Origin of the sequence: Mycolicibacter sinensis (genome assembly GCF_001667375.1) — a bacterium.
Taxonomy (GTDB): domain Bacteria; phylum Actinomycetota; class Actinomycetes; order Mycobacteriales; family Mycobacteriaceae; genus Mycobacterium; species Mycobacterium sinense_A.
Genome location: NZ_LZIN01000001.1, coordinates 24,646 through 43,755, shown reverse-complemented (window position 1 = coordinate 43,755; position 19,110 = coordinate 24,646). Strand labels below are relative to the sequence as shown.

Below are 19,110 nucleotides of genomic sequence, written 5' to 3'. Positions count from 1 at the left end.
GCCGAATCCCCCGTCGAGTCCCCCGTCCCCGCCGAGCGTGAAGGCAGCTTCACTCCCGGCGCCCAACGTGAAGGCAGCTTCACGTTCGCGCCGACACCCCCGCTGCCGGCAGGCTAAACATCTTACTGTTACGCCAAGATACTCTTATTTTTCTTAATTTACCTGTATCGTGGGTCCCTTGCGTCGGGAGAGGGGCTTGCATTGGGCGAAACGAGGACGTCTGCGGTAGTGCTGGGAGCCGGTATGGCCGGCCTGCTGGCGGCACGGGTGGCAGCGGAGTTCTACGACTCCGTCACGGTGGTGGACCGCGACCGGCTGCCCGACCACCCGGCGCACCGCAAGGGGGTGCCGCAGGGCCGACACCTGCACAGCTTCCTGTCCGGCGGCACCGGCATCCTCGGTGAGTTGTTTCCCGGCATCCTCGACGACCTCGCCGCCGCCGGCGCGGTGGTCATCGACAACGCCGACCTATCCGGGCGCTATGCCCGGATCGGCCGGCACGAGCTGAACCGGACCGGCAGGCTCGCCGATCCCCGGGCGCTGGCGGTCTACAGCGCGAGCCGGCCGTTCGTGGAGTTTCACGTGCGACAGCGCGTGGACAAGCTCGGCAACGTCGCGTTCCTCGACGGCCATGACGCGCTCGAGCCGGTGGTGGAACACGGGGTCGTCACCGGCGTGCGAATCACGAATCGGCGCAACAGGTTGACGCAGATTCTGCACGCCGATCTGGTCATCGACGCGACGGGGCGATCCGCCCACACCGCCGCGTTCCTCGCCGATCACGGCTTCGGCAGCGTGCCCGAGCAGCGGCTCGAGCCGGCCTCGGGCTACTCGAGCCAATTGCTGCGTATCCCGCCGGGACGGATCACCGACCAGATGATCTTCATCAACGGGGGCCGGGCCGAGCCTGGGCTGTTGCTGGCGGCCTACGAGCACGACACCTGGATGCTGGCCATCGCCCACCACGGCGACTATGGCGCTCCCCCAGCCGATTTCACTGCCATGCTGGCCGCGGCCAGGCAGCTGCTGCCGCCGGCCATCATGGCCGGGCTGCGCGACGCCACGCCGGTGGGCGACATCGCGGTCTCCCGTGACACCGGCGCGCTGTGGCACCGCTACGACCGAATGCCGCGCTTCCCCGCCGGGCTGGTGGTGATCGGCGACGGCCTGTGCCGGCTCAATCCGCTCCACGGGCAGGGCATGACGATGGCTGCGCTTGAAGCGCTCGCGCTGCGCGACTGCCTGCGGCAGCGCGGATCCGATTTGCCGCAGCGGTTCTTTCGGGCCGCCGGCAGCCGGATCGCACCGATCTGGGCTGCGAACGCATCCAGCGATGCCTCACCCGATCACTCGCACCCGATCCGCCACCGGCTGCGCGGGTGGTTCGCCGACGCGGTGGGAACAGCCGCCGCCCGCGACATCGCCGTCACCGAACGCATCCTCCGGATGCGCAACCTCGTCGACCCGCCCTCGCGGCTACGCGACCCGGTGCTGCTGTGGCGGATCCTGCGCGCCAACCTGCCAGGCCGCCGCCTTGCGCATCATGAACCGCGTTTGGGCACACTGGCTCCGGTCCCGACTGCAGGAGGCTCCCATGCTTGACGCGATCTACCGCGCCGCTCGCGACCGGATCGGGGCATTGGCTGCCGGGCTCGGCGATCACCAGCTGCGGACCCCGGTTCCAGCGACGCCCGGCTGGACGGTGCACGATGTGCTGGCCCATATGGTCGGCGGCGCCGCAGACGTCCTGGCCGGCCGGCTCGACGGCGCGCCGGGCGACTCCTGGACCGCGCGGCACGTCGCCGAACGCCGCGAGCGTCCGGTCGAGGAGTTGCTCGCCGAGTGGGAGCGCGCGGCCCCGGCGGTCGAGTCGAGCCTGCCGCAGCAGCACAAGGGTCCGAACCTGGCCGCGGACGCGATCTGCCACGAAGCCGACCTGCACGAGGCGTTGGGTCTGCCGCGCACCGGCCGCGAGCACTGGCAGCCGTTTCTGGAGGTGATGGTTCATCTACCCGGCAGGCGCTTGGCCGACACCGCGACGCTGGTGATCACCGATGAGTTGGGGCAGCAATGGCGGAGCGGCTCAGGGGTATCGGTGTTGGAGTTGCGCGCCGACGGCTACGAGCTGCTGCGGGGCGTGTTCAGCCGGCGTTCGCGTCGCCAGATCGCCGGCTGGGACTGGTCACTCGAACCGCCCGGTGAAGTGGTCGACCGTTTCGGCGCGTTCGGGCCACGCGACGACGACCAGCCGGTCCCGACCGGCTGAGTTCACCCGTTGCAGGCGGTCAGCCGTGGCGGGGAGAATGTCACCGAGCCGACTCCGCCGACGATCATTCCGTTCTCGGCCAGCGTCATCGCGGTCACATACGAGCAGGTCTGAATCTCGGTCAGCCCGTTGAGGTAGACCACGTCGAAGGTGTATGCGAAGTTGCGCACCAACTGTCCCGCCGTCCAGGGCACGTCGACGACGAAGCCCAACGACGATCCCGACCGGGCGCCGAGCACCCGGGGTCCCGCCTCACCGATGTGCGGCGTGATCGAGAAGGGCACGCCGTCGCGTTTGGTGCCGGTCAGACCGGTGCTGTTGATCCGGTAGCCGGTGGCGGCCGCGGGCACCAACGGGCCGGGGCGGATATTGGTGCTGAACAGAATCGAGTAGTTCGTGCCGCCGACGACGGCGGTGGTGCTGAAGCTGGTCGAGGTGAACTCCTCGGGCAGTTGCACCACGCAGTTCTCGATCAGTTCGTTCGGGTCACCGCAGTCCTGCGAGCCGGGCGGCGCCGCCAGGACACGTGGCGCAGTGAGCGCGAGACCGACGGCCGGCACCGACCAGGCGGCGCCGCGCACAAAGGTGCGCCGGGAAATGGACTTGCTCGACATCTCCGTCACGGGTGCCCCTTCCTGCCGGGCGTCGCTGTCATTCTCCCAGGGCCGAAATTACCCGCTTTCCGAATTCGGCGATCGTCTCCGGCGCCGCGAAATCGGAGAACCACACATAGAACCGCTGTGCGCCCTGGCTGCGCAGGCCGGCGAAGTAGTCGACCAGTTCATCGGCGCGACCACAGACCAGTCCGGGGCCGAGCTGGCTGAACCGGCGGTGCGCCTTGGCGGTCACCGTCTCGGCATCAGCGCTGTCGCCGATGAAGCCGACCATCTGCTGCACCGAGGCCCGCGCCGAGCCGACCTTGGGCAGCAGATCCGGCAGTTCGTCGACGTGGGTCGCCGGCAGATTCCACCAATCCGCATACCGGGCCACCAATCCCAGCATCCGCGGGCCGCGCCCGGCGAGCAGCAGCGGGATCGGAGCGCCCGGCGTCGGCAACTGGGTGTCCTCCCCCCCGGCCCAGTAGCGCCGCAGCGCGATCACGGTCTGTTCCAGGGCACTGACCCGCTGACCGGCGGTCGGTGCACCGAGCCCGAACCGGGACAGTTCGTCGGGCATCGACCCGGAGCCCAGACCCAGCTCGAACCGCCCGCCGGAGGCCTCGGCCAGCGTCACCGCCTGCTTGGCCAGCACCGCCGGATGCCGAAACGCGTCGCAGAGCACCAGGTGGCCGATCTTCAGCCGTTCGGTGCAGGCGGCGACCCAGGTGGCGATCGTCATCGCTTCCCAGATCGGGGCGGCCGGGTCCATCGGGGTTTCCAGGTGGTCGATGAACGCCACCCCGTCGTAGGCACTGTCCTCGGCGGTGCGCGCCCGCAGCACGATGTCGTCGACATTCTGCCTGCTCTGCGGCAAGAACAAGAACCACTCGGTCATCGATTGCCCCGGACTACAGCGCCGCCCAGATCGACTTGGTCTTCAGATAGGCCTCGATGCCTTCGGCGCCGAATTCCTTGCCGACGCCGGACTGCTTGTAGCCGCCGAAGGGTACGTTGTGGTCGAACGTCAGCTGGCAGTTCAGCCCCACCATGCCGGCGTTGAGCCGCTTGCCCAGGTTGTGCGCGCGGGCCAGGTTGGTGGTCCAGGCGGTGGCGGCCAGCCCGTAGCTGGTGTCATTGGCCATCGCCACGGCTTCGTCGTCGTCGTCGAACGGCAGAATCGTGACGACCGGGCCGAAGATCTCCTCCTTGTAGAGCCGGCTGGTGGCCGGATCGACCCCGGTGACCACGGTGGGTTTGACGAAGTAGCCCTTGCGGTCCAACCGGTAACCGCCGCTGACGATCTCGACGCCGTCCTGTTTGCCTTGGTCGATGTAGCCCAGTACCCGGTCGAGCTGCTTCTGGCTGACCAACGGGCTGATCATGGCGCCCTCGTCCTTGGGGCCGCCCAGCACCAGGTTGTCGCCGATCATCGCGATACCGGCTACCACGCGCTCATAGACGCTGCGCTGCACGAAGACTCGCGAACCGCAGACGCAGCCCTGACCGGAGTGCACGAAGATGCCCATCGAGGCCATCATGATCGCCATGTCCAGATCGGCGTCGTCGTAGATGAGTACCGGGGACTTGCCGCCCAACTCGAGGGTGACCTTCTTCAGGTTGTCCGCGGAGTTGCGCATGATCTGTTTGCCGACCTCCGTCGAGCCGGTGAAGGCGACCTTCTCCACATCGGGATGCGCGGTGATCGCCGCACCGGCGGTGGCGCCGTAGCCGATCACGAAGTTGGTGACGCCCTCGGGCACACCGGCCTGGGCGATCAGCCGCTCCAGCAGCACCGCCGACAGCGGGGTCTCCTCCGCCGGCTTGACGACACTGGAGCACCCGGCGGCCAGGGCCGGAGCGACCTTGGCGCAGGCGTTGAACAGTGGGCCGTTCCACGGGTAGATCAAGCCGACGACGCCGTACGGCTCCTTGTGGGTGTAGGCGTGGAAATTGGCGTGGGTGCTGTTGACTCCGCCCTCCATCTGGACCTGGTAGCTGTTGCCGTTGATCTTGGTGCACCAGCCGGCGTAGTAGCGGAAGAACTCCGCGCAGGTGGACACGATCATCTCGGCCTGCGCCGGCGGCATGCCGGCGTCCAGGGATTCCAGCTCGGCGAACTCCTTGGCGTGCTCGTCGATCAGGTCGCCGAGTTTCCACAGCACCTTGGCGCGCTGGCGGGCCGGGATGTCGGTCCACACGCCCGATTCGTAGGCGGCCTTGGCGGCGGCCACCGCCTCGTCGACGGCTTCGGGCCCGGCATCGCGGAACTCGGTGATCTGCTCCTCGGTGGCCGGGTCGATCACCGGGATCACCTCGCCCGTGCCGGGGCGCTTCGCCAGATCATCGATTACCGACTGCAGTGCCATGGGTGGACCCTTCCAACGAGAACAGAGATGCTGGGCATCTGCTTAGCATCCGGCCCGCGGCCGGGTCAAGGTCAACCGTGACATTTCGTCCGCGATCTGTAAAGGAATGTGTGGCGCTCGCCCTGGTCAGGCGGTGACCGGGTAAGCCACGCCGGTGAGTTCTTCGGCGATCTTCCAGAGCCGCTGCTGGGCGTCGACGTCGTGGGCGCGGCCGGCGGCGCGGACCAGCACCGGCGGGCCGATCTGCTCGAAACGCCCGCCCGGGCCGTAGAACTGGCCGCCCGCGGCGGTCAGATCGGTGGCCGCCCGCAGCGTCGGCAGTGCACCGTCGGTGGGGTCTTGGGTGAACCAGCCCGTCAGATGACGGAAGCGACGATTGAACACCCAACGCACCGAACGGGATTGCTCGCGCAGGATTCCGGTGCGGGTGCCGCCGGGGTGTGCGGCCAGCGAGATCGCCCGGCTGCCCAGCGCTTCGAGTCTGCGCTGCAGTTCGAACACCGCCATCAGCTGAGCGAGTTTGGACTGGGTGTAGGCCACCGCCGGGGTGAACGACGCCGCCAAGTGCAGATCGTCGAACGCGATCCGGCCGCCCCGGCTGGTTTTGCTGTTCACCGCAATGATCCGCCCCGCCGACGAGGCCAGCACGCGGTCCAGCAGCAGACCTGTGAGCGCAAATGGCCCAAGGAAATTCGTGCCGAAGTCGCCCTCGAAGCCGTCGACCGTCAGCTGTCGGGTCTGGTGCATGACGCCGGCGTTGTTGATCAGGGTGTCGATGACGGGGTAGCCGGCTCGTAACTGCTCCGCACAGGCGCGCACCGACGCCAGGTCGCTGACGTCAAGGCGAACCACGTCGATGCGCGCGCCCGGAACCGTCGCAAGAATGTCCGCGCGGGCGGCCGCCGCGGCGTCGCTGTTGCGGCAGGCCAGCACCACGGTGGCTCCCAGGCGCGCCAGTCCCCGGGCGACTTCGAGGCCGACGCCGGTGTTCGCCCCGGTCACGACGGCTGTCCGGCCGTCCTGGGACAAGCCGTGCTCCAGGGTCCAGTGCGGCGCGTTCACAGGCCGAACTATAGAGGGGACACCGTTTTCGCTGTGTAGGGTCGGTGATTGATGCACGACGACATCGACCTCACCGACCTGGACCGGTTCACGTCCGGCTTCCCGCACCACGTGTTCGACGTGCTGCGCCGGGAATCGCCGGTCTGGTTCCATCCGGCCACCGCTCATACGCCCGGCGGTGAAGGATTCTGGGTGCTCAGCCGCTACGCCGACATCGTGGCCGCGGCCACCGACCACGAGACGTTCTCCTCGGAGACCGGCGGCGAGCGCGACGGCGGCGGCACCACGCTGGAGGACATGCCGCAGGGTTTCGCCGTCGGCGCCCTGCTGAACATGATGGACGATCCGCGGCACGCGAAATTCCGAAAGCTGCTGATGCCCAGCATGACTCCGCGGGCACTGCGCGGTATCGAGGAGGATCTGCGCCGGCGCGCGGTCGACATCGTGGATGCCGCGCTGGCCAAGCACGACTGCGATTTCCTGGTCGACGTCGCCGCCGAGCTGCCGCTGCAGGCGGTCGCGGAGCTGGTGGGTGTCCCGCAGGAAGATCGCCACGAGCTGATGAACTGGGCCAACGTCACGCTGGATTACGAAGATCGCGAGATCGGCGAGGTCAACGACCGGCTGATGCAGGCGCAGGCCCGGATGGTGGCCTACGGCACGGATCTGCTGGAACGCAAGCGGGTTCAGCCCGCCGATGACCTGCTCTCGGTGGTGACGCACGCGGAGATCGACGGCGCGCCGCTCACCGCCAACGAGCAGCGTATGTTCCTGAGCCTGATCATGGCCGCGGGCAGTGAGACGACGCGCAATTCGATCGCGATCGGGATGGCGGCGCTCAGCGTGCACCGCGAGGCGTGGGAACGGTTGCGCGCGGATCGGGAGCTGCTGCCGGTGGCCGTCGAGGAGCTGCTGCGCTGGGCGTCGTCGACGCCGTATAACCGGCGGACCGCCACCCGCGATGTCGAACTGCACGGCCGGCAGATCCGCGCCGGCGACAAGGTCAGCCTGTGGTGGGCCTCGGCGAATCGCGACGAATCGGTGTTCGCTGATCCCTACACCTTGAATATCGCCCGGAACCCCAACCCGCACTTGACGTTCGGTCGCGGCGTACACTTCTGCCTCGGCTCGACCCTGGCCCGCCTCGAGATGCGGGTCATCTTCGACGTGCTGTTGGACCGGGTCGGCGCCGTCACCTTGACGGGGCCGATCGAGTACGTCCGCAGCAACAAGCACGCCGGGGTCCGGCACATGCCGGTCACCATCGAGGCCCGCTGAGGGCGGCTACCCCTATCCGCGTCCCGCCGTGGCAAACCGCTTGTCGGTGTAGCGGCGCAAATTGGTCAGGAAGCGGCGAAACGCCAGATTCATCAGCGGCCCGCTCACCGGGGAGAACAGTTTCGCCGGTCCGGTAAGCCGGTTGGCCAGGGTCCAGGTGAGCCGGCAGCCTTGAGCGGTGGCCTCGATGCGATAGTCCTCGACGAAGACCGCCAGCGCCGAGGTCGAGCTCGCGTTGAACCGAAAGGCCATGTGCCGGCCCGGTTCCCAGGCCAGGAACTCCTCGTCGCCGACGATGCCGCCGCGCATGTCGACGACGCGTGTGGTGCCGACGCCGTGCGGTTCGGGACTGGTCCAGATCACGTTGGTGATCACTGAGGCCCAGTGCGGCCAGGCTTCGGCGTCGGCGAGCACCTCCCAGATCTCGTCGGGCGTCACCGCCAGGTCGACGCTGTTGCTGAACCGCTGCGGCGCCCGGTCGAGAAATTCGAGGCCGACCTGCTCACACGGGTACATCCGAGACAACTGCTGCTTCCTTTCCAGTTAGCGCGCGCCGCGCACTACACGGCCCGGCCGCGCGCCGGTGTCGGCGCCGTGGCGCCGGGTGACAGTACCGCTGACGATCGTGGCAACATACCCGCTCGCGTCCTGCAGCAGCCGGCGGCCACCGGCCGGCAGGTCATAGGCCATCCGGGCCGGGTGCAAGGTCAGCGCATCCATGTCGATCACGTTGATGTCGGCCTTCTTGCCGACCTCGATGACCCCGCGATCGGTCAGACCGAACAGCGCCGCGGTGTCCCGGCACTGCTTGCGCACCACGTACTCCAACGGCAGCTTGTCCCCGCGATGCCGATCGCGGGCCCAGTGCGTGAGCAAGTAGGTGGGATAGGAAGCGTCGCAGATCATTCCGCAGTGCGCGCCGCCGTCGGAGAGCCCCAGCACCCCGGCGGGATGGGTGAGCATCTCGCGGATCGCATCGTGGTTGCCGTCGGCGTAGTTGAAAAACGGCAACATCAGCATGGTTCCGGCATCGGCCCGCAACATCAGGTCATACAGCGTGGACAATGGATTCTCGCCGCGCGCGGCGGCGATCGCCGCCACCGAGCGGTCCGGAGTCGGCTCGTAGTCCGGCGGATCACCCAGGTCATAGATGCGATGCAGCGAGTGCTGCACCAGCGCGAACATCGCGTCGAACTGCACGGAGGCGTCGGGCGGCAGATCCTCTTCGGACAGGATCGCGGCCTTGACCGCCGGCTCGGCGAGCCGTTGCGCGAGTTCCGCGCGGCTGCACTCGGCTTTCAGCCGGCGGTAGGTCGGCCGGTGGGTGAACGCGTGGTGCCCGGGGAAGCCGAGCAGCATCCCGAACGGCCGCGCGGCGATCTGCGGATACAACGCACTGCCGGCCTGGTGGGCGGCCGCGGAGACGTCCAGCTGCTCGCGCCACAAATTCGGGTCGGCATCGACCTGGATCAGTGCGAACGACAGCGGCCGGTCGATCTCGCCGGCGAGGCGCTGCATCCATTCCAGCTCTTTCTTCGGCGCGACGATGTCCTCACCGGCCGCACCTTGCGGGGCCAACTCGAACACCGCCTGCCCGCCGGCCGCCATGGCCCGGCCCAGCCCGAACAGTTCGTCTTCGGCGGCAAAGGTTCCGGGCACCGGTTCGCCGTCCATCGCCCGGTGCGCCAGCGTGCGTGACGTCGAGAAGCCCAGTGCGCCAGCCTCGATCGCTTCCTGAACCAGTCGGCTCATCGCGGCGATGTCGTCCGGGGTGGCCGGCTCGTTGCGGGCGCCGCGCTCTCCCATGGCGTAGGCGCGGATCGCCCCGTGCGCGACCTGGCTGCCGACGTCGACGGCCAGCTTCTGACGCTCGAGTTGGTCGAGGTACTCCGGGTAGCTCTCCCAGCCCCAGGTGATGCCTTCGGTCAGGGCGGTGCCAGGAATGTCCTCAACACCCTCCATCAGCTTGATCAGCCACTCTTCGCGGCCCGGCTTCACCGGAGCGAAGCCCACCCCGCAGTTGCCGGTGACCACCGTCGTCACACCATGGCCGCTGGACGGCTCCAACAGACTGTCCCAGCTCACCTGGCCGTCGTAGTGGGTGTGGATGTCGACGAAACCCGGCGCGACGATCCGGTCGGTGGCGTCGATGGTCTCGGCGCCCTCGCCGGTCAGGCCGGGATCGTCGGTTCCGGTGCGGCGGCGGACCGCGACGATCCGGCCGTCTTTGACTCCGACATCGGCGAGGTAGCGGTCGGCTCCGGTTCCGTCGACGACGGTTCCCCCGGTGATCGTGAGGTCGTACACGGACAGCTCCTTCGATCAGGGTATCGGACGTGCCGAGAAAGGATATTGGTCAATTTGTACACATCTCGATAATGTGTGCAAGTGCCCGGCGATCCGAAGACGCTCCCGACGCCATTGCTCGTCGCGGCCGCTGAGACGCTGCGCCACCTCGGCCCGCGCCGGTTCAGCCTCACCGCCGTCGCCGAAACGGCCGGCGTGTCACGGGGCACGGTGCACAACACCCTGGGGACCCGAGACGCCGCGATCAGCGCGGCGCTGGATCACCTGTCCGCGGCCTTCATCGAATCCCTGACCGCTGAGATCAACCAGCAGACCACCCTGGCCGATCAGGTGGCCGCCGCGGCGGTGCTCATCTCGGCGCATCGCCGCAAAAAGGCGAGCACCCCGCGCGGCATCAACCAGGGTGTACTGATTCTTTTGCTGGAACACGGCAACGAGGCGTTGATCCGGCGCTCCGTCCAGTTGTGGAAGCCGCTGGTACGTGCCGCCAAGCACCGCGGCGAAGTGGCGGCAGGGACCGACGCCGGCCGGGCCAGTGAATGGATCATGCGCATGCTGTTCAGCTTCGAGTTGCTGCCGCCCATCCACGTGGACCTGGACAGTCCCCGCGCCGTGCGCCGCTTCGTCGGCGACCACATCGTCGCCGGTCTGAACGGGGCGAGCCACCCAACGCAGCAGGTTAAGGAGATCTCCGCATGACCGACTCCGCACTGTCCGGCAAAGTCGCCTACGTGACCGGGGCTGCCCGGGGGCAGGGCCGCTCGCACTGCGTCCGGTTGGCCCGCGCCGGGGCCGACATCGTGGCCATCGACGCGTGCGCTCCGGTGACCGACCACAACGGCTATCCGCCCGCCACATCCGAAAACCTCGCCGAAACCGTGCGTCTGGTCGAGGGCGAGGGCCGCAAGATCCTCGTCGGCGAGATCGACGTGCGCGACCTGGCCGGCCAGCAGCGCATCGTGGCCGACGCCATCGAGCAGTTCGGGCGCCTGGACATCGTCGTCGCCAATGCCGCGGTGCTCAACTGGGGCCGGCTGTGGGAGATCTCGGCGAGTCAGTGGCAAGACACCCTGGACATCAATCTGACCGGCCTGTGGAACACCGTCAAAGCCGCTGTCCCGTCGATGATCGCCGCCGGCAACGGCGGGTCCATCATCGCCGTCAGCTCGGCGGCGGGAATCAAGGCCGTGCCCGGCTGCGGCCACTACTGCGCCACCAAGTTCGGCGTCGTCGGCCTGACCAACTCGCTTGCCGTCGAGCTCGGCGAATTCGGGATCCGGGTCAACTCGGTGCACCCGTACGGCACCGACACTCCGATGGGCAACGACGTGTCGATCTACGAGATGCTGCGCGACCACCCCAACTACATCCACAGCTTCTCACCGGGAGCGCTGCCCACTGACTCCCTGATCTCGCCCGAGCAGGTGTCCGACATCGTGGTCTGGCTGGCCGGCGACGAGTCGTCGCTGATCACCGCCGCACAGATCCCCGCAGAAAAGGGCTACCTCAAGATCTGATCTTTGACACCATCGTTTTCGAAGTCCACGACGCAAAGGACGACAACATGGGTGAGCGGGTAATCGACCGGCTGATGGCTGTCGCCGATGACTTGCGCGAGCAGGCCGGCGAGGCGGAGAAGATCGGCCGGCTGACCGATCAGACGGTCAAGGCGATGAAGGACGCCGGCTCGATCCGCCTGTTGCAGTCGGCCGAACACGGCGGCTACCAGGTGCATCCCCGGGAATGGGCCGAGACCGTGATGGCCACCGCAGCGCTGGACCCCTCGGCGGGATGGGTGACCGGCGTCGTCGGCGTACACCCCTATCAGTTGGCCTACGCCGATCCACGTGTCGGCCAAGAGATCTGGGGCACCGATGTCGACACCTGGATGGCATCGCCGTATGCGCCGCAGGGCATCGCCAAGCCGGTCGACGGTGGTTATCTGTTCAACGGGCACTGGCAGTTCAGCTCCGGCACCGACCATTGCGACTGGATCATCCTCGGCGCCATCGTCGCCGGTGACGACGGGGTTCCGGTCATGCCACCGACCATTTTGCACATGATCCTGCCCCGTACCGACTACGAGATCGTCGACGACTCCTGGGATGTGGTGGGGCTGCGTGGAACCGGATCCAAGGACGTCGTCATCAAAGACGCGTTCGTCCCGAGCTACCGCACCATGGACGGCCTGAAGGTGATGGACGGAAGCGCCCAACGGGAAGCCGGTATGACCGATCCGCTGTATCTGATGCCGTGGTCGACGATGTTTCCGCTCGGCATCTCCTCGGCGGTCATCGGCATCGCCGAAGGCGCGCTGGCCGCCCACCTGGACTATCAGCGGGCGCGGGTCAGCGCCACCGGAACGGCAATCAAAGATGATCCCTACGTGATGTATTCGATCGGTGAGGCGGCCGCCGACATCAACGCCGCCCGCCAGGAACTGTTGGCCAACGCCGACCGGATCTACGACATGGTGGCCGCCGGGAAGGACGTCTCGTTCGCTGACCGTGCCGCCGGACGCCGCACCCAGGTTCGGGCGGTATGGCGGGCGGTGATGGCCGTCGACCAGATCTTCGCCCGGTCGGGTGGCAACGCGTTACGGATGGACAAACCGCTGCAACGGTATTGGCGCGACGCTCATGCCGGGCTCAATCACGCCATCCATGTGCCCGGCACCGTGTACCACGCGTCCGCGCTGAGCTCGTTGGGTATCGAACCGGAGGGTCCGCTGCGGGTGATGATCTGAAGGCGCCGCACCCTTACCCGCGTTCGGGAGCCAGTCTCTTGAGGGCCAGCCCGCCTTCGAACGGCCGGTAGCCGAACCCGCCGGGGGCCACATAGCCGGTGTCGCCCAGCGGTGTCGCCACTTCGGCGACGGTGGGTCCGATGTTGGCGGCGACGGGTGCCAGCGCGTCGAGGTCGAACCGGTACAGCCGAGCCGCGTTGGCACCCAGGATCTTTCGGCACTCGTCGACCGACCGATCATGCAGTGCCCAGCGGATCGCCAGCTTGGAGTGCGGCGCGAAACCCTCCTCGTGCGGATAGTCACTGCCCCACATGACGTGGTCGGCGCCGAGAAAATCGATGGTCGCCGCGTCATAGGGTGTCAGCTCGCTGGCCAGATAGCAGTTCCTTTTGGCGTACTCACTGGGCAGCAGAGTCATCTCGTCGACGGACGAGCCGCCGAACATCCCGTAGGTGCGGTTGTGCGCCTCGGCCTTCATCGAGGGCACCAGCGCGTCGAGCATCATCAGTTGCTGATGCACCCACAGCGTGCCTTGCTCGGTCGGCACGAACCGCAGGGTGGGATACCGCTCGAATACCCCGGCGAGTATCAGGTGGCCCAGGGTGCGCTGGGCCCACAGCGCCATCTCGGTGATCAGAACCGCATTGGAGGCCGGCTGGTCCATCGGCATCTCAGGACTGCCGGCCCCGGCATGCTGCACCACGGTCAGGTCCAGGTCAGCGCACAACGCCCAGATCGGTTCGTACCGTGTGTGAAACAGCGGCGCCACCTGCGGGTCACCCGGCGAGACGGCCGGGATCAGCACCCCGCCGAAACACGCCTGCTGCGCGCCCCAGCGAATCTCGTCGAGCGCCAGTTCGATGTCGTTGGGGAAGATCTGGATCAGCCCGCGGCGCCGGGCCGGGGCCAGCGCACAGAAGTCGACCTGCCAACGGTTGTGGGCCTGCACCCCGGCCCACCGCTTCTCGAAGTCGTCGCGCGTCCTGGGCAGACTGATGGTGATGTTCGGGGTGGTCGGGAAGAACGGCGGAACGGTGTTGGGCAGCAGCACTTCGGCGGCCACCCCGTCAGCGTCCATCTCCGCGATCCGCAACCCGTGGTCCCAGTTCCGGCTGGCGGTCGCCACGATCAGATCATCGAACGGACTACTGTACGTCCTTGCCCAGGAATCGAATTCGTCGTGCAGCCGCGCCGGCAGATATGGTTTGTAGTCGTAGAGATCGGCCCCGGCGTGGGTGTCCGTCGAGATGACAACGTAATGATCCATCGTGGGTTCCTCAGTTCTCCACCAACTCCGAGATCGGCTCGGCGTCGGTGAGCCAGTGCCGGCCGATCAGGCGGGCCGCCTCCCATTTGGGGATGCTCACCGCGTCGTCCTGGCCCAGGTCTTGCGGGGTGGGCCCGATGCGCTCGGCCAGCGGCGCCAACGCAGCCAGGTCGAAGTTGTACAGCTCGGCTGCCGCCAGGCCCAGCATCTGGCGGGTCTCCTCGACCGGGATGTCCCAGAACGAGCGCCGCAACCACTCACGGGTATGCGGCCAGGTCCCCTCCGGATGGGGAAAGTCGTTGCCCCACAACAGGTTGGAGACGCCGATCTCGTAGCGTCGGGCCAGTTCCCGACGCTCGGTGGTGGTGGCCCCGATGAAGCAGTTCCGGTCGAAGTAGGCCGACGGCGGCATCGTCAGATCACCCTCCATCTGACGGCTCATCTTCTTGGCCGAGTGCTCCCGCAGAAACCGGGTGTCCATCAGCCAGAGCAGATCGTTGGCCCAGAACGCACCGCACTCGGTGACTCCCCAGTGCAGGCCTGGGAAACGCTCGAACACCCCCGACCACAACGCGAACCACAACGGCCGGGCACCCCACCAGCGCACCTCGGTGACATAGATGCCCAGATGCCCGCCGTACTCCTCCTGCGGGGCGGGCCCGGAGTGGGTGTGCACGGGCATCTGCAGGTCCTGGCAGGCCGCCCAGACCTTGTCGTAGCGGCGGTCATGATACGGCGGGTAGCCGACCCAGCGGGCCGGGATCAGGATGCCGCCCCGCAACCCGGACTCCGCCGCGCGGGTGATCTCGGCGACCGCCGCGTCTACGTCGGCCAGGATCGGTACGACGGCAACCCCGGCCCGTCGCTCGGGGCTGTGGCTGCACAGTTCGGCGAGCCACCGGTTGTGCGCCCGCGCGCCGGCCATCGCCCGCCCCGGGTCCAGGTCGCCCGATTGGCCCAGGCCGGCCCCGAACGGCGCCCCGGCCACGCCGGTCACCGCGTCGGCGTCGGGGAAGATGACCTCACCGACCACGCCGTCGCCGTCGAGTTCCCGGTCCCGCAGGGCGACATCCCAGCCGCCGGCGATGCCGTCACCGTGCTCGGAGAACCACTCTTGCGCGAACTCCTCGTCGATGAAGCCGCCCGCCTTGGCCGCGGCTGTCTTCTCCGCCAGGTACACCTCGAAGTCGTCCAGGTACTCGGGGTCGACGTATTCGCGGTATCGCTCGGTCGGGAGTTCGGCGTGGGTGTCGGCGGAGATGATCGTGTAGGGCGTTTCACGGTTCATTGAGCTGGGCCTTTCGCTACCAGGTACGGATCGGATCGGGCTCGAATACGGTGCTGCTCGCGTCGGCGGGCACCTCGGTCAGTGGCTCGGCGACCTCGGCCACGGTCGGGCCGATCCGGTCGGTCAACGGGGCGAGTGCAGCCACGTCGAAGCCGTACACCACCGCCGCGTTCCCGCCCAGCATGGCGGCCACTTCGGCGGCCGGGACGCCACTGAAGGTGTGGCGCAACGCCTCTCGGGTGTAGGGCGCGGTCCCCTCGTAGTGCGGATAGTCGCTGCCCCACATGATCTTGTCGACGCCGATCAGGTCCCGCTCGGCGCACTCGACCGGTCGCATGAAGCTGGCGCCGACGTAGCACTGTCGGGTCCAGTACTGGCTGGGCCGCAGGCTCAGCGAGCCGGCGGTGGGCCCGGCGAAGCGGGCGATCGCCGAGCCGGGCCGGGCGTAGCGACCGGCCGCGACGTCGAGCGAGTCCAGCGTCGCCGGTATCCACCCGGCGCCCTGCTCGGTGAAAACCACGGTCAGCTCCGGGTGCTGGTCCAGCACGCCACTGAAGATCAGGTGCCACAGCGCCCGGTGCGCATACCAATGCGTCTCGTACACCCACACCGCGAACGAGCTGCCCCACCCGTCGGTCGGGGTCGGTCCGGCGCTGCCGCCGTGGTGGTTGACCACCACGCCCGCGTCGTCGCAGGCCGCCCACAGCGGCGCCCAGTGCTCGGCGTAGAGCTGCGGGATGGCGGCGCCGGGTGCGACCCCGGGCAGCAGCACCCCTCCGCGCAGCCCCGATCTCGCGATCTGTGCGACTTCGGCGATCGCCTGATCGAGGTCTTCCAACATGATCTGGCCCACGCCGGCGCGCCGGGCGGGCGACAGGGAGCAGAAGTCGGCCAGCCAGCGATTGTGTGCCCGCAGTCCGGCCCAGCGCAGTTCGACCTCCCGGGCGGATTCCGGTGGAGGAGCCGCCAGGCTGCCGCTCGGAAAGAACGGCGGCACGGTATTGGGGTAGATGACCTCGCCGGCAACGCCTTCGGAATCCAGGTCGGCGTTGCGCCGTTCGCTGTTCCAGCTACGTTCGGCGTCGGGCTCGGTGAGGTCGCCGAACGGGTTGACGTATGTCTTGGCCCATCCGTCGAACTCGTCCCGATAATCCGGGTCGAGGTACTGCCGATAGTCCAGCAGGTCGGCACCGGCGTGACAGTCGGCGGAGATGACCGTATAGCGATCCATGCGCCTACGCCCGTGTCGGCCGGGGGGCTGCGAGCAGCGCCACGTCGTCGTAGCGCTGGTGCACGTAGGGCAGCAGCCATTCGGCCGGGACCCGCTCGGCGATCCGCCCCACCTGGACGGTGCGGCGGCGACACCAGGTGATCGAACGGATCTCCCGGATCACGATGTCGGCCACCGGATCCAGTGGCGACTCTCCCAGCTCGACGGTGCCGTCGATGTTCTCCAGCAACTCGTAGTGCCGGTGGTATTCGCCGTAGACCAGGTGCGGGTCGGTGATGCCGTTGCCGTCGGGGGCGCGCAGGAACTTGAAGTAGAACTCGGTGTTCACCTGATCGGGCGGCAGCTCGGCCGGACCGTTCACCTGACCAGTCACCGTGATGAGCCGATTGCCCAGCCGCTCCACCCCCGCGGTGACTCGATCCCCCTCGCGATCAACCTCGATGTGGGCCAGTTTCTTTGGCTCGCCGAATGTTTCGCGGCCGCCGGTGACCGATTGTTCGGTGGACTGCGGCATGAACAGCGGATAGTCGCCGTCGACGTCGCCGTGCCGCGCGGTCACCGAGAACACCGCCGAAGTGAACGTCGGCATGCCGTCGATTCGGACGCGCTGCAGCTGAATGCGCACCAGCGGCTCACCCGCGGGCACCAGCGGCTGGGGCAGCACGGCCGCGACGATCTCCGGATCGGTGAGATAGGTGATGGTCACCGCCTCGGTAGCGATGGGCGCGGTGGTGGCGTCGATCTCGTGGTCGACCCGCGCTTCCGGTGCACGAGGACCGTATCGAACTGCGCTGGCATTCAACGCTTTCCTCCGTTCTCCGAGGCGCTGTCAGCGTGCTGGCCCAACACGTCGACCAGGTAGTCGGGCTCGCCGCGCCCCAGGATCGACGCCGCCTTGGCGCTCACGACCTGATCGGCGGGGGTGGGCGGGCCCATCATCCAGAAGCGGTCTGCCGCAATACCGTCGATCACCTGCTCGGCGACCGTCTCGAGGGGGGTGAACTCGACATGGGCACCGGCCGCCTCGAAGCGGTCCACCACGCCTGCCAGGGTCGTCTCGGGGGTGCGGCGCTGCTGGGTTGCGGCGTAGCGCTGCGGGCGGTGTCGCCACGACTCCCAGATGCCGGTGTTCAGAAAGCCACCCGGGAACAGGACATGCGCCCGCACCCGCGTCCCGGTCATCTCCAGGTGGGTGTAGAGGCTTTCGGTCAGGCACAGCACCGCCGCCTTGGTCATCGGGTAGACGGCGGTGGCCGGCCCGCCCATGGCGCCGCGGGCGATCGGGGCGAACCCGCCGTTGCCCGAGCAGGTGTTGATCACGTGTCCCCCGCCGGCTTCGAGCAGGATCGGCACAAACGCCTTGATGCCGTGGATGACGCCGAGCACGTTGACGTCGATTCCCCACCGCCAGTCGGCCAGGTCGTGCTCCCACAGGTAGCCCTCGGAGACCGCGCCGGTGCCGGCGTTGTTGCACACCACGTGCACGGCGCCGAACCGATCCAGCGCCGCCTTGGCCAGGGCTTCGACCGAGTCGTAGTCGGTGACGTCGGCGACCACCCCGACGGCCTCGATGCCCTCGTCCCGCAGCGCCCGGGTCGCCTCGTCCAGGGGATCGGCGAGCACATCGGCGAGCACCACCTTCATGCCCTCGTGGCCGAAACGCCGGCCCAGGGCTCGGCCGATCCCGCCGGCCCCGCCGGTGATCACCGCCGTCTTGCCTTGAAGGTCGATCATTGTGGCCATCGTCACATGGTCGCGCATACCACCGCAAGGAGTCGCACTATGCGACTCCAGGGCTAGGGTTCTGCTATGGCGCCGCGTCCCTCCCCGCAGACCGAACGGGTGGTGCACCTGTTCGACCATCTGACCGGTCTCGGGAACGAGGGCCTGACGCTGGCCGAGATATCGCGCCGGCTGGGCGTGCACAAGGCCAGCTGCCACTCGATGCTGGCCGAACTGCTGCGGGCCGGCTGGCTGCTGCGCGACCCGGTTCGCAAGACCTACCACCTCGGTCCCGCTCTAGTCCGGCTCGGCCGGGAGGCAGCCGACCGCTACCCGGCCCTGGTGCTGGCCCGCTCGGCGATGGCCGAGCTGTCGGCGGCCACCGGCGCGCATTGCGTCGCCTTCTCGGTCAGCGGTGACCACTCCACCGTCGTCGATCAGGTCCGCAGCCCCCAGGGCGGCGGTCACCCGATGCCGATCGGCACTCAGTTTCCGCACCGCCCGCCCTACGGGGCGTCGATCGTCGCCTGGTCCGGGCCGGATGCCCGGGAGCAGTGGCTGGCCGCGCTTCCCGAGGACGTGCGCAACCACTACCGCCGGGCGCTGGCCGCCGCCGAACAACGCGGCTACACGGTCGGGCTGCACATTCTGCCCGACCTACGCCTGCAGGAACTTGCGCTGATCGTGCGCAGTGCCGAGGTGCGCACCACCCGCCTGAGCCAGCTGGCGCAGCAATTGACCGACGAACTGATCCGCACCGAGGAGTGGTTCCCGATCAGCCTGGCACCCGACCGCACCTACAAACTCAGCCACATCGACTCCCCCATCCTGGGGCCGGGAAGCCGCGTCGCCCTGATGCTGAGCCTGGTTCCCAGCGCCGACCCGATGAGCGGCGCGGCGGTCACCCGGCTGGGGACGCAGCTGTCTACGGCGACCCGCCGGCTCAGCGCCGCCCTGGCCGACGAGGCGCCGGGTTAA

The 19,110-nt window shown here is 68.1% G+C and carries 18 protein-coding genes; 7 read left to right on the top strand and 11 right to left on the bottom strand.

Annotated elements, in window-relative coordinates; translation table 11 throughout:
- Positions 1-243: 243 nt before the first annotated feature.
- Positions 244-1,602 carry a hypothetical protein gene (locus A5771_RS00240; protein ID WP_082946967.1) on the top strand — a complete coding sequence of 453 codons (1,359 nt, stop codon included), beginning with the start codon at positions 244-246 and terminating at the stop codon, positions 1,600-1,602.
- Positions 1,595-2,266, top strand: a complete 672-nt coding sequence (locus A5771_RS00235; RefSeq protein WP_064853193.1) for a maleylpyruvate isomerase family mycothiol-dependent enzyme — start codon at positions 1,595-1,597, stop codon at positions 2,264-2,266. Before A5771_RS00240 ends, A5771_RS00235 begins: the two co-directional genes overlap by 8 nt.
- A 2-nt stretch (positions 2,267-2,268) precedes the next feature.
- Here the strand turns inward: A5771_RS00235 and A5771_RS00230 are convergent, their stop codons facing one another.
- The 4 genes from A5771_RS00230 to A5771_RS00215 form a co-directional block, all read right to left on the bottom strand.
- The gene (locus A5771_RS00230) at positions 2,269-2,880 is read right to left on the bottom strand and encodes a hypothetical protein (RefSeq protein WP_234782875.1); all 612 of its coding nucleotides are present in this window, start codon (positions 2,878-2,880) and stop codon (positions 2,269-2,271) included.
- A gap of 37 nt (positions 2,881-2,917) precedes the next feature.
- Positions 2,918-3,760: an LLM class flavin-dependent oxidoreductase gene (locus A5771_RS00225; protein ID WP_064853191.1), complete on the bottom strand. Its 843-nt coding sequence runs from the start codon at positions 3,758-3,760 to the stop codon at positions 2,918-2,920.
- A gap of 13 nt (positions 3,761-3,773) precedes the next feature.
- Positions 3,774-5,231 carry an aldehyde dehydrogenase family protein gene (locus tag A5771_RS00220; RefSeq protein WP_064853190.1) on the bottom strand — a complete coding sequence of 486 codons (1,458 nt, stop codon included), beginning with the start codon at positions 5,229-5,231 and terminating at the stop codon, positions 3,774-3,776.
- 126 nt (positions 5,232-5,357) lie between these two features.
- On the bottom strand, positions 5,358-6,293 hold the full coding sequence (locus tag A5771_RS00215; protein WP_082946966.1) for an oxidoreductase: 936 nt from the start codon (positions 6,291-6,293) through the stop codon (positions 5,358-5,360).
- Positions 6,294-6,344: 51 nt separating this feature from the next.
- On the opposite strand from A5771_RS00215, the gene A5771_RS00210 reads away from it, so the two are divergent.
- On the top strand, positions 6,345-7,571 hold the full coding sequence (locus A5771_RS00210; protein ID WP_064853189.1) for a cytochrome P450: 1,227 nt from the start codon (positions 6,345-6,347) through the stop codon (positions 7,569-7,571).
- Between the two features lie 12 nt (positions 7,572-7,583).
- On the opposite strand, the gene A5771_RS00205 is transcribed toward A5771_RS00210, so the two are convergent.
- Positions 7,584-8,087 carry an SRPBCC family protein gene (locus tag A5771_RS00205; RefSeq protein ID WP_064853188.1) on the bottom strand — a complete coding sequence of 168 codons (504 nt, stop codon included), beginning with the start codon at positions 8,085-8,087 and terminating at the stop codon, positions 7,584-7,586.
- Between the two features lie 27 nt (positions 8,088-8,114).
- Entirely contained in the window at positions 8,115-9,878 is a 1,764-nt protein-coding gene (locus tag A5771_RS00200; RefSeq protein ID WP_064853187.1) for an N-acyl-D-amino-acid deacylase family protein, read from the bottom strand.
- Between the two features lie 81 nt (positions 9,879-9,959).
- Between A5771_RS00200 and A5771_RS00195 the strand changes: the two genes are divergently transcribed.
- From A5771_RS00195 to A5771_RS00185, 3 genes are read left to right on the top strand one after another with little or no spacing between them, the layout of a single operon-like run.
- Positions 9,960-10,577: a TetR/AcrR family transcriptional regulator gene (locus tag A5771_RS00195; protein ID WP_165606171.1), complete on the top strand. Its 618-nt coding sequence runs from the start codon at positions 9,960-9,962 to the stop codon at positions 10,575-10,577.
- The gene (locus tag A5771_RS00190; RefSeq protein ID WP_064853185.1) at positions 10,574-11,395 is read left to right on the top strand and encodes a mycofactocin-coupled SDR family oxidoreductase; all 822 of its coding nucleotides are present in this window, start codon (positions 10,574-10,576) and stop codon (positions 11,393-11,395) included. Before A5771_RS00195 ends, A5771_RS00190 begins: the two co-directional genes overlap by 4 nt.
- Positions 11,396-11,442: 47 nt before the next feature.
- Complete coding sequence (locus tag A5771_RS00185; protein ID WP_064853184.1) at positions 11,443-12,624, top strand: acyl-CoA dehydrogenase family protein; 1,182 nt, start codon at positions 11,443-11,445, stop codon at positions 12,622-12,624.
- Between the two features lie 13 nt (positions 12,625-12,637).
- Here the strand turns inward: A5771_RS00185 and A5771_RS00180 are convergent, their stop codons facing one another.
- Genes A5771_RS00180 through A5771_RS00160 form a run of 5 tightly spaced genes read right to left on the bottom strand, consistent with a single transcriptional unit; the run spans position 12,638 to position 18,159 of the window.
- Positions 12,638-13,891 carry an amidohydrolase family protein gene (locus A5771_RS00180; protein ID WP_064853183.1) on the bottom strand — a complete coding sequence of 418 codons (1,254 nt, stop codon included), beginning with the start codon at positions 13,889-13,891 and terminating at the stop codon, positions 12,638-12,640.
- A 10-nt stretch (positions 13,892-13,901) separates the two neighbouring features.
- Positions 13,902-15,179, bottom strand: a complete 1,278-nt coding sequence (locus tag A5771_RS00175; protein ID WP_064853182.1) for an amidohydrolase family protein — start codon at positions 15,177-15,179, stop codon at positions 13,902-13,904.
- 16 nt (positions 15,180-15,195) lie between these two features.
- Positions 15,196-16,410 (bottom strand): amidohydrolase family protein, encoded by a 1,215-nt coding sequence (locus A5771_RS00170; protein WP_064853181.1) that lies wholly within the window; start codon positions 16,408-16,410, stop codon positions 15,196-15,198.
- A gap of 4 nt (positions 16,411-16,414) precedes the next feature.
- Positions 16,415-17,212 carry an acetoacetate decarboxylase family protein gene (locus tag A5771_RS00165; protein WP_064853180.1) on the bottom strand — a complete coding sequence of 266 codons (798 nt, stop codon included), beginning with the start codon at positions 17,210-17,212 and terminating at the stop codon, positions 16,415-16,417.
- Positions 17,209-18,159 carry an SDR family oxidoreductase gene (locus tag A5771_RS00160; RefSeq protein ID WP_064853199.1) on the bottom strand — a complete coding sequence of 317 codons (951 nt, stop codon included), beginning with the start codon at positions 18,157-18,159 and terminating at the stop codon, positions 17,209-17,211. Before A5771_RS00160 ends, A5771_RS00165 begins: the two co-directional genes overlap by 4 nt.
- Before the next feature lie 60 nt (positions 18,160-18,219).
- On the opposite strand from A5771_RS00160, the gene A5771_RS00155 reads away from it, so the two are divergent.
- Positions 18,220-19,110, top strand: a complete 891-nt coding sequence (locus tag A5771_RS00155) for an IclR family transcriptional regulator (protein WP_064853179.1) — start codon at positions 18,220-18,222, stop codon at positions 19,108-19,110.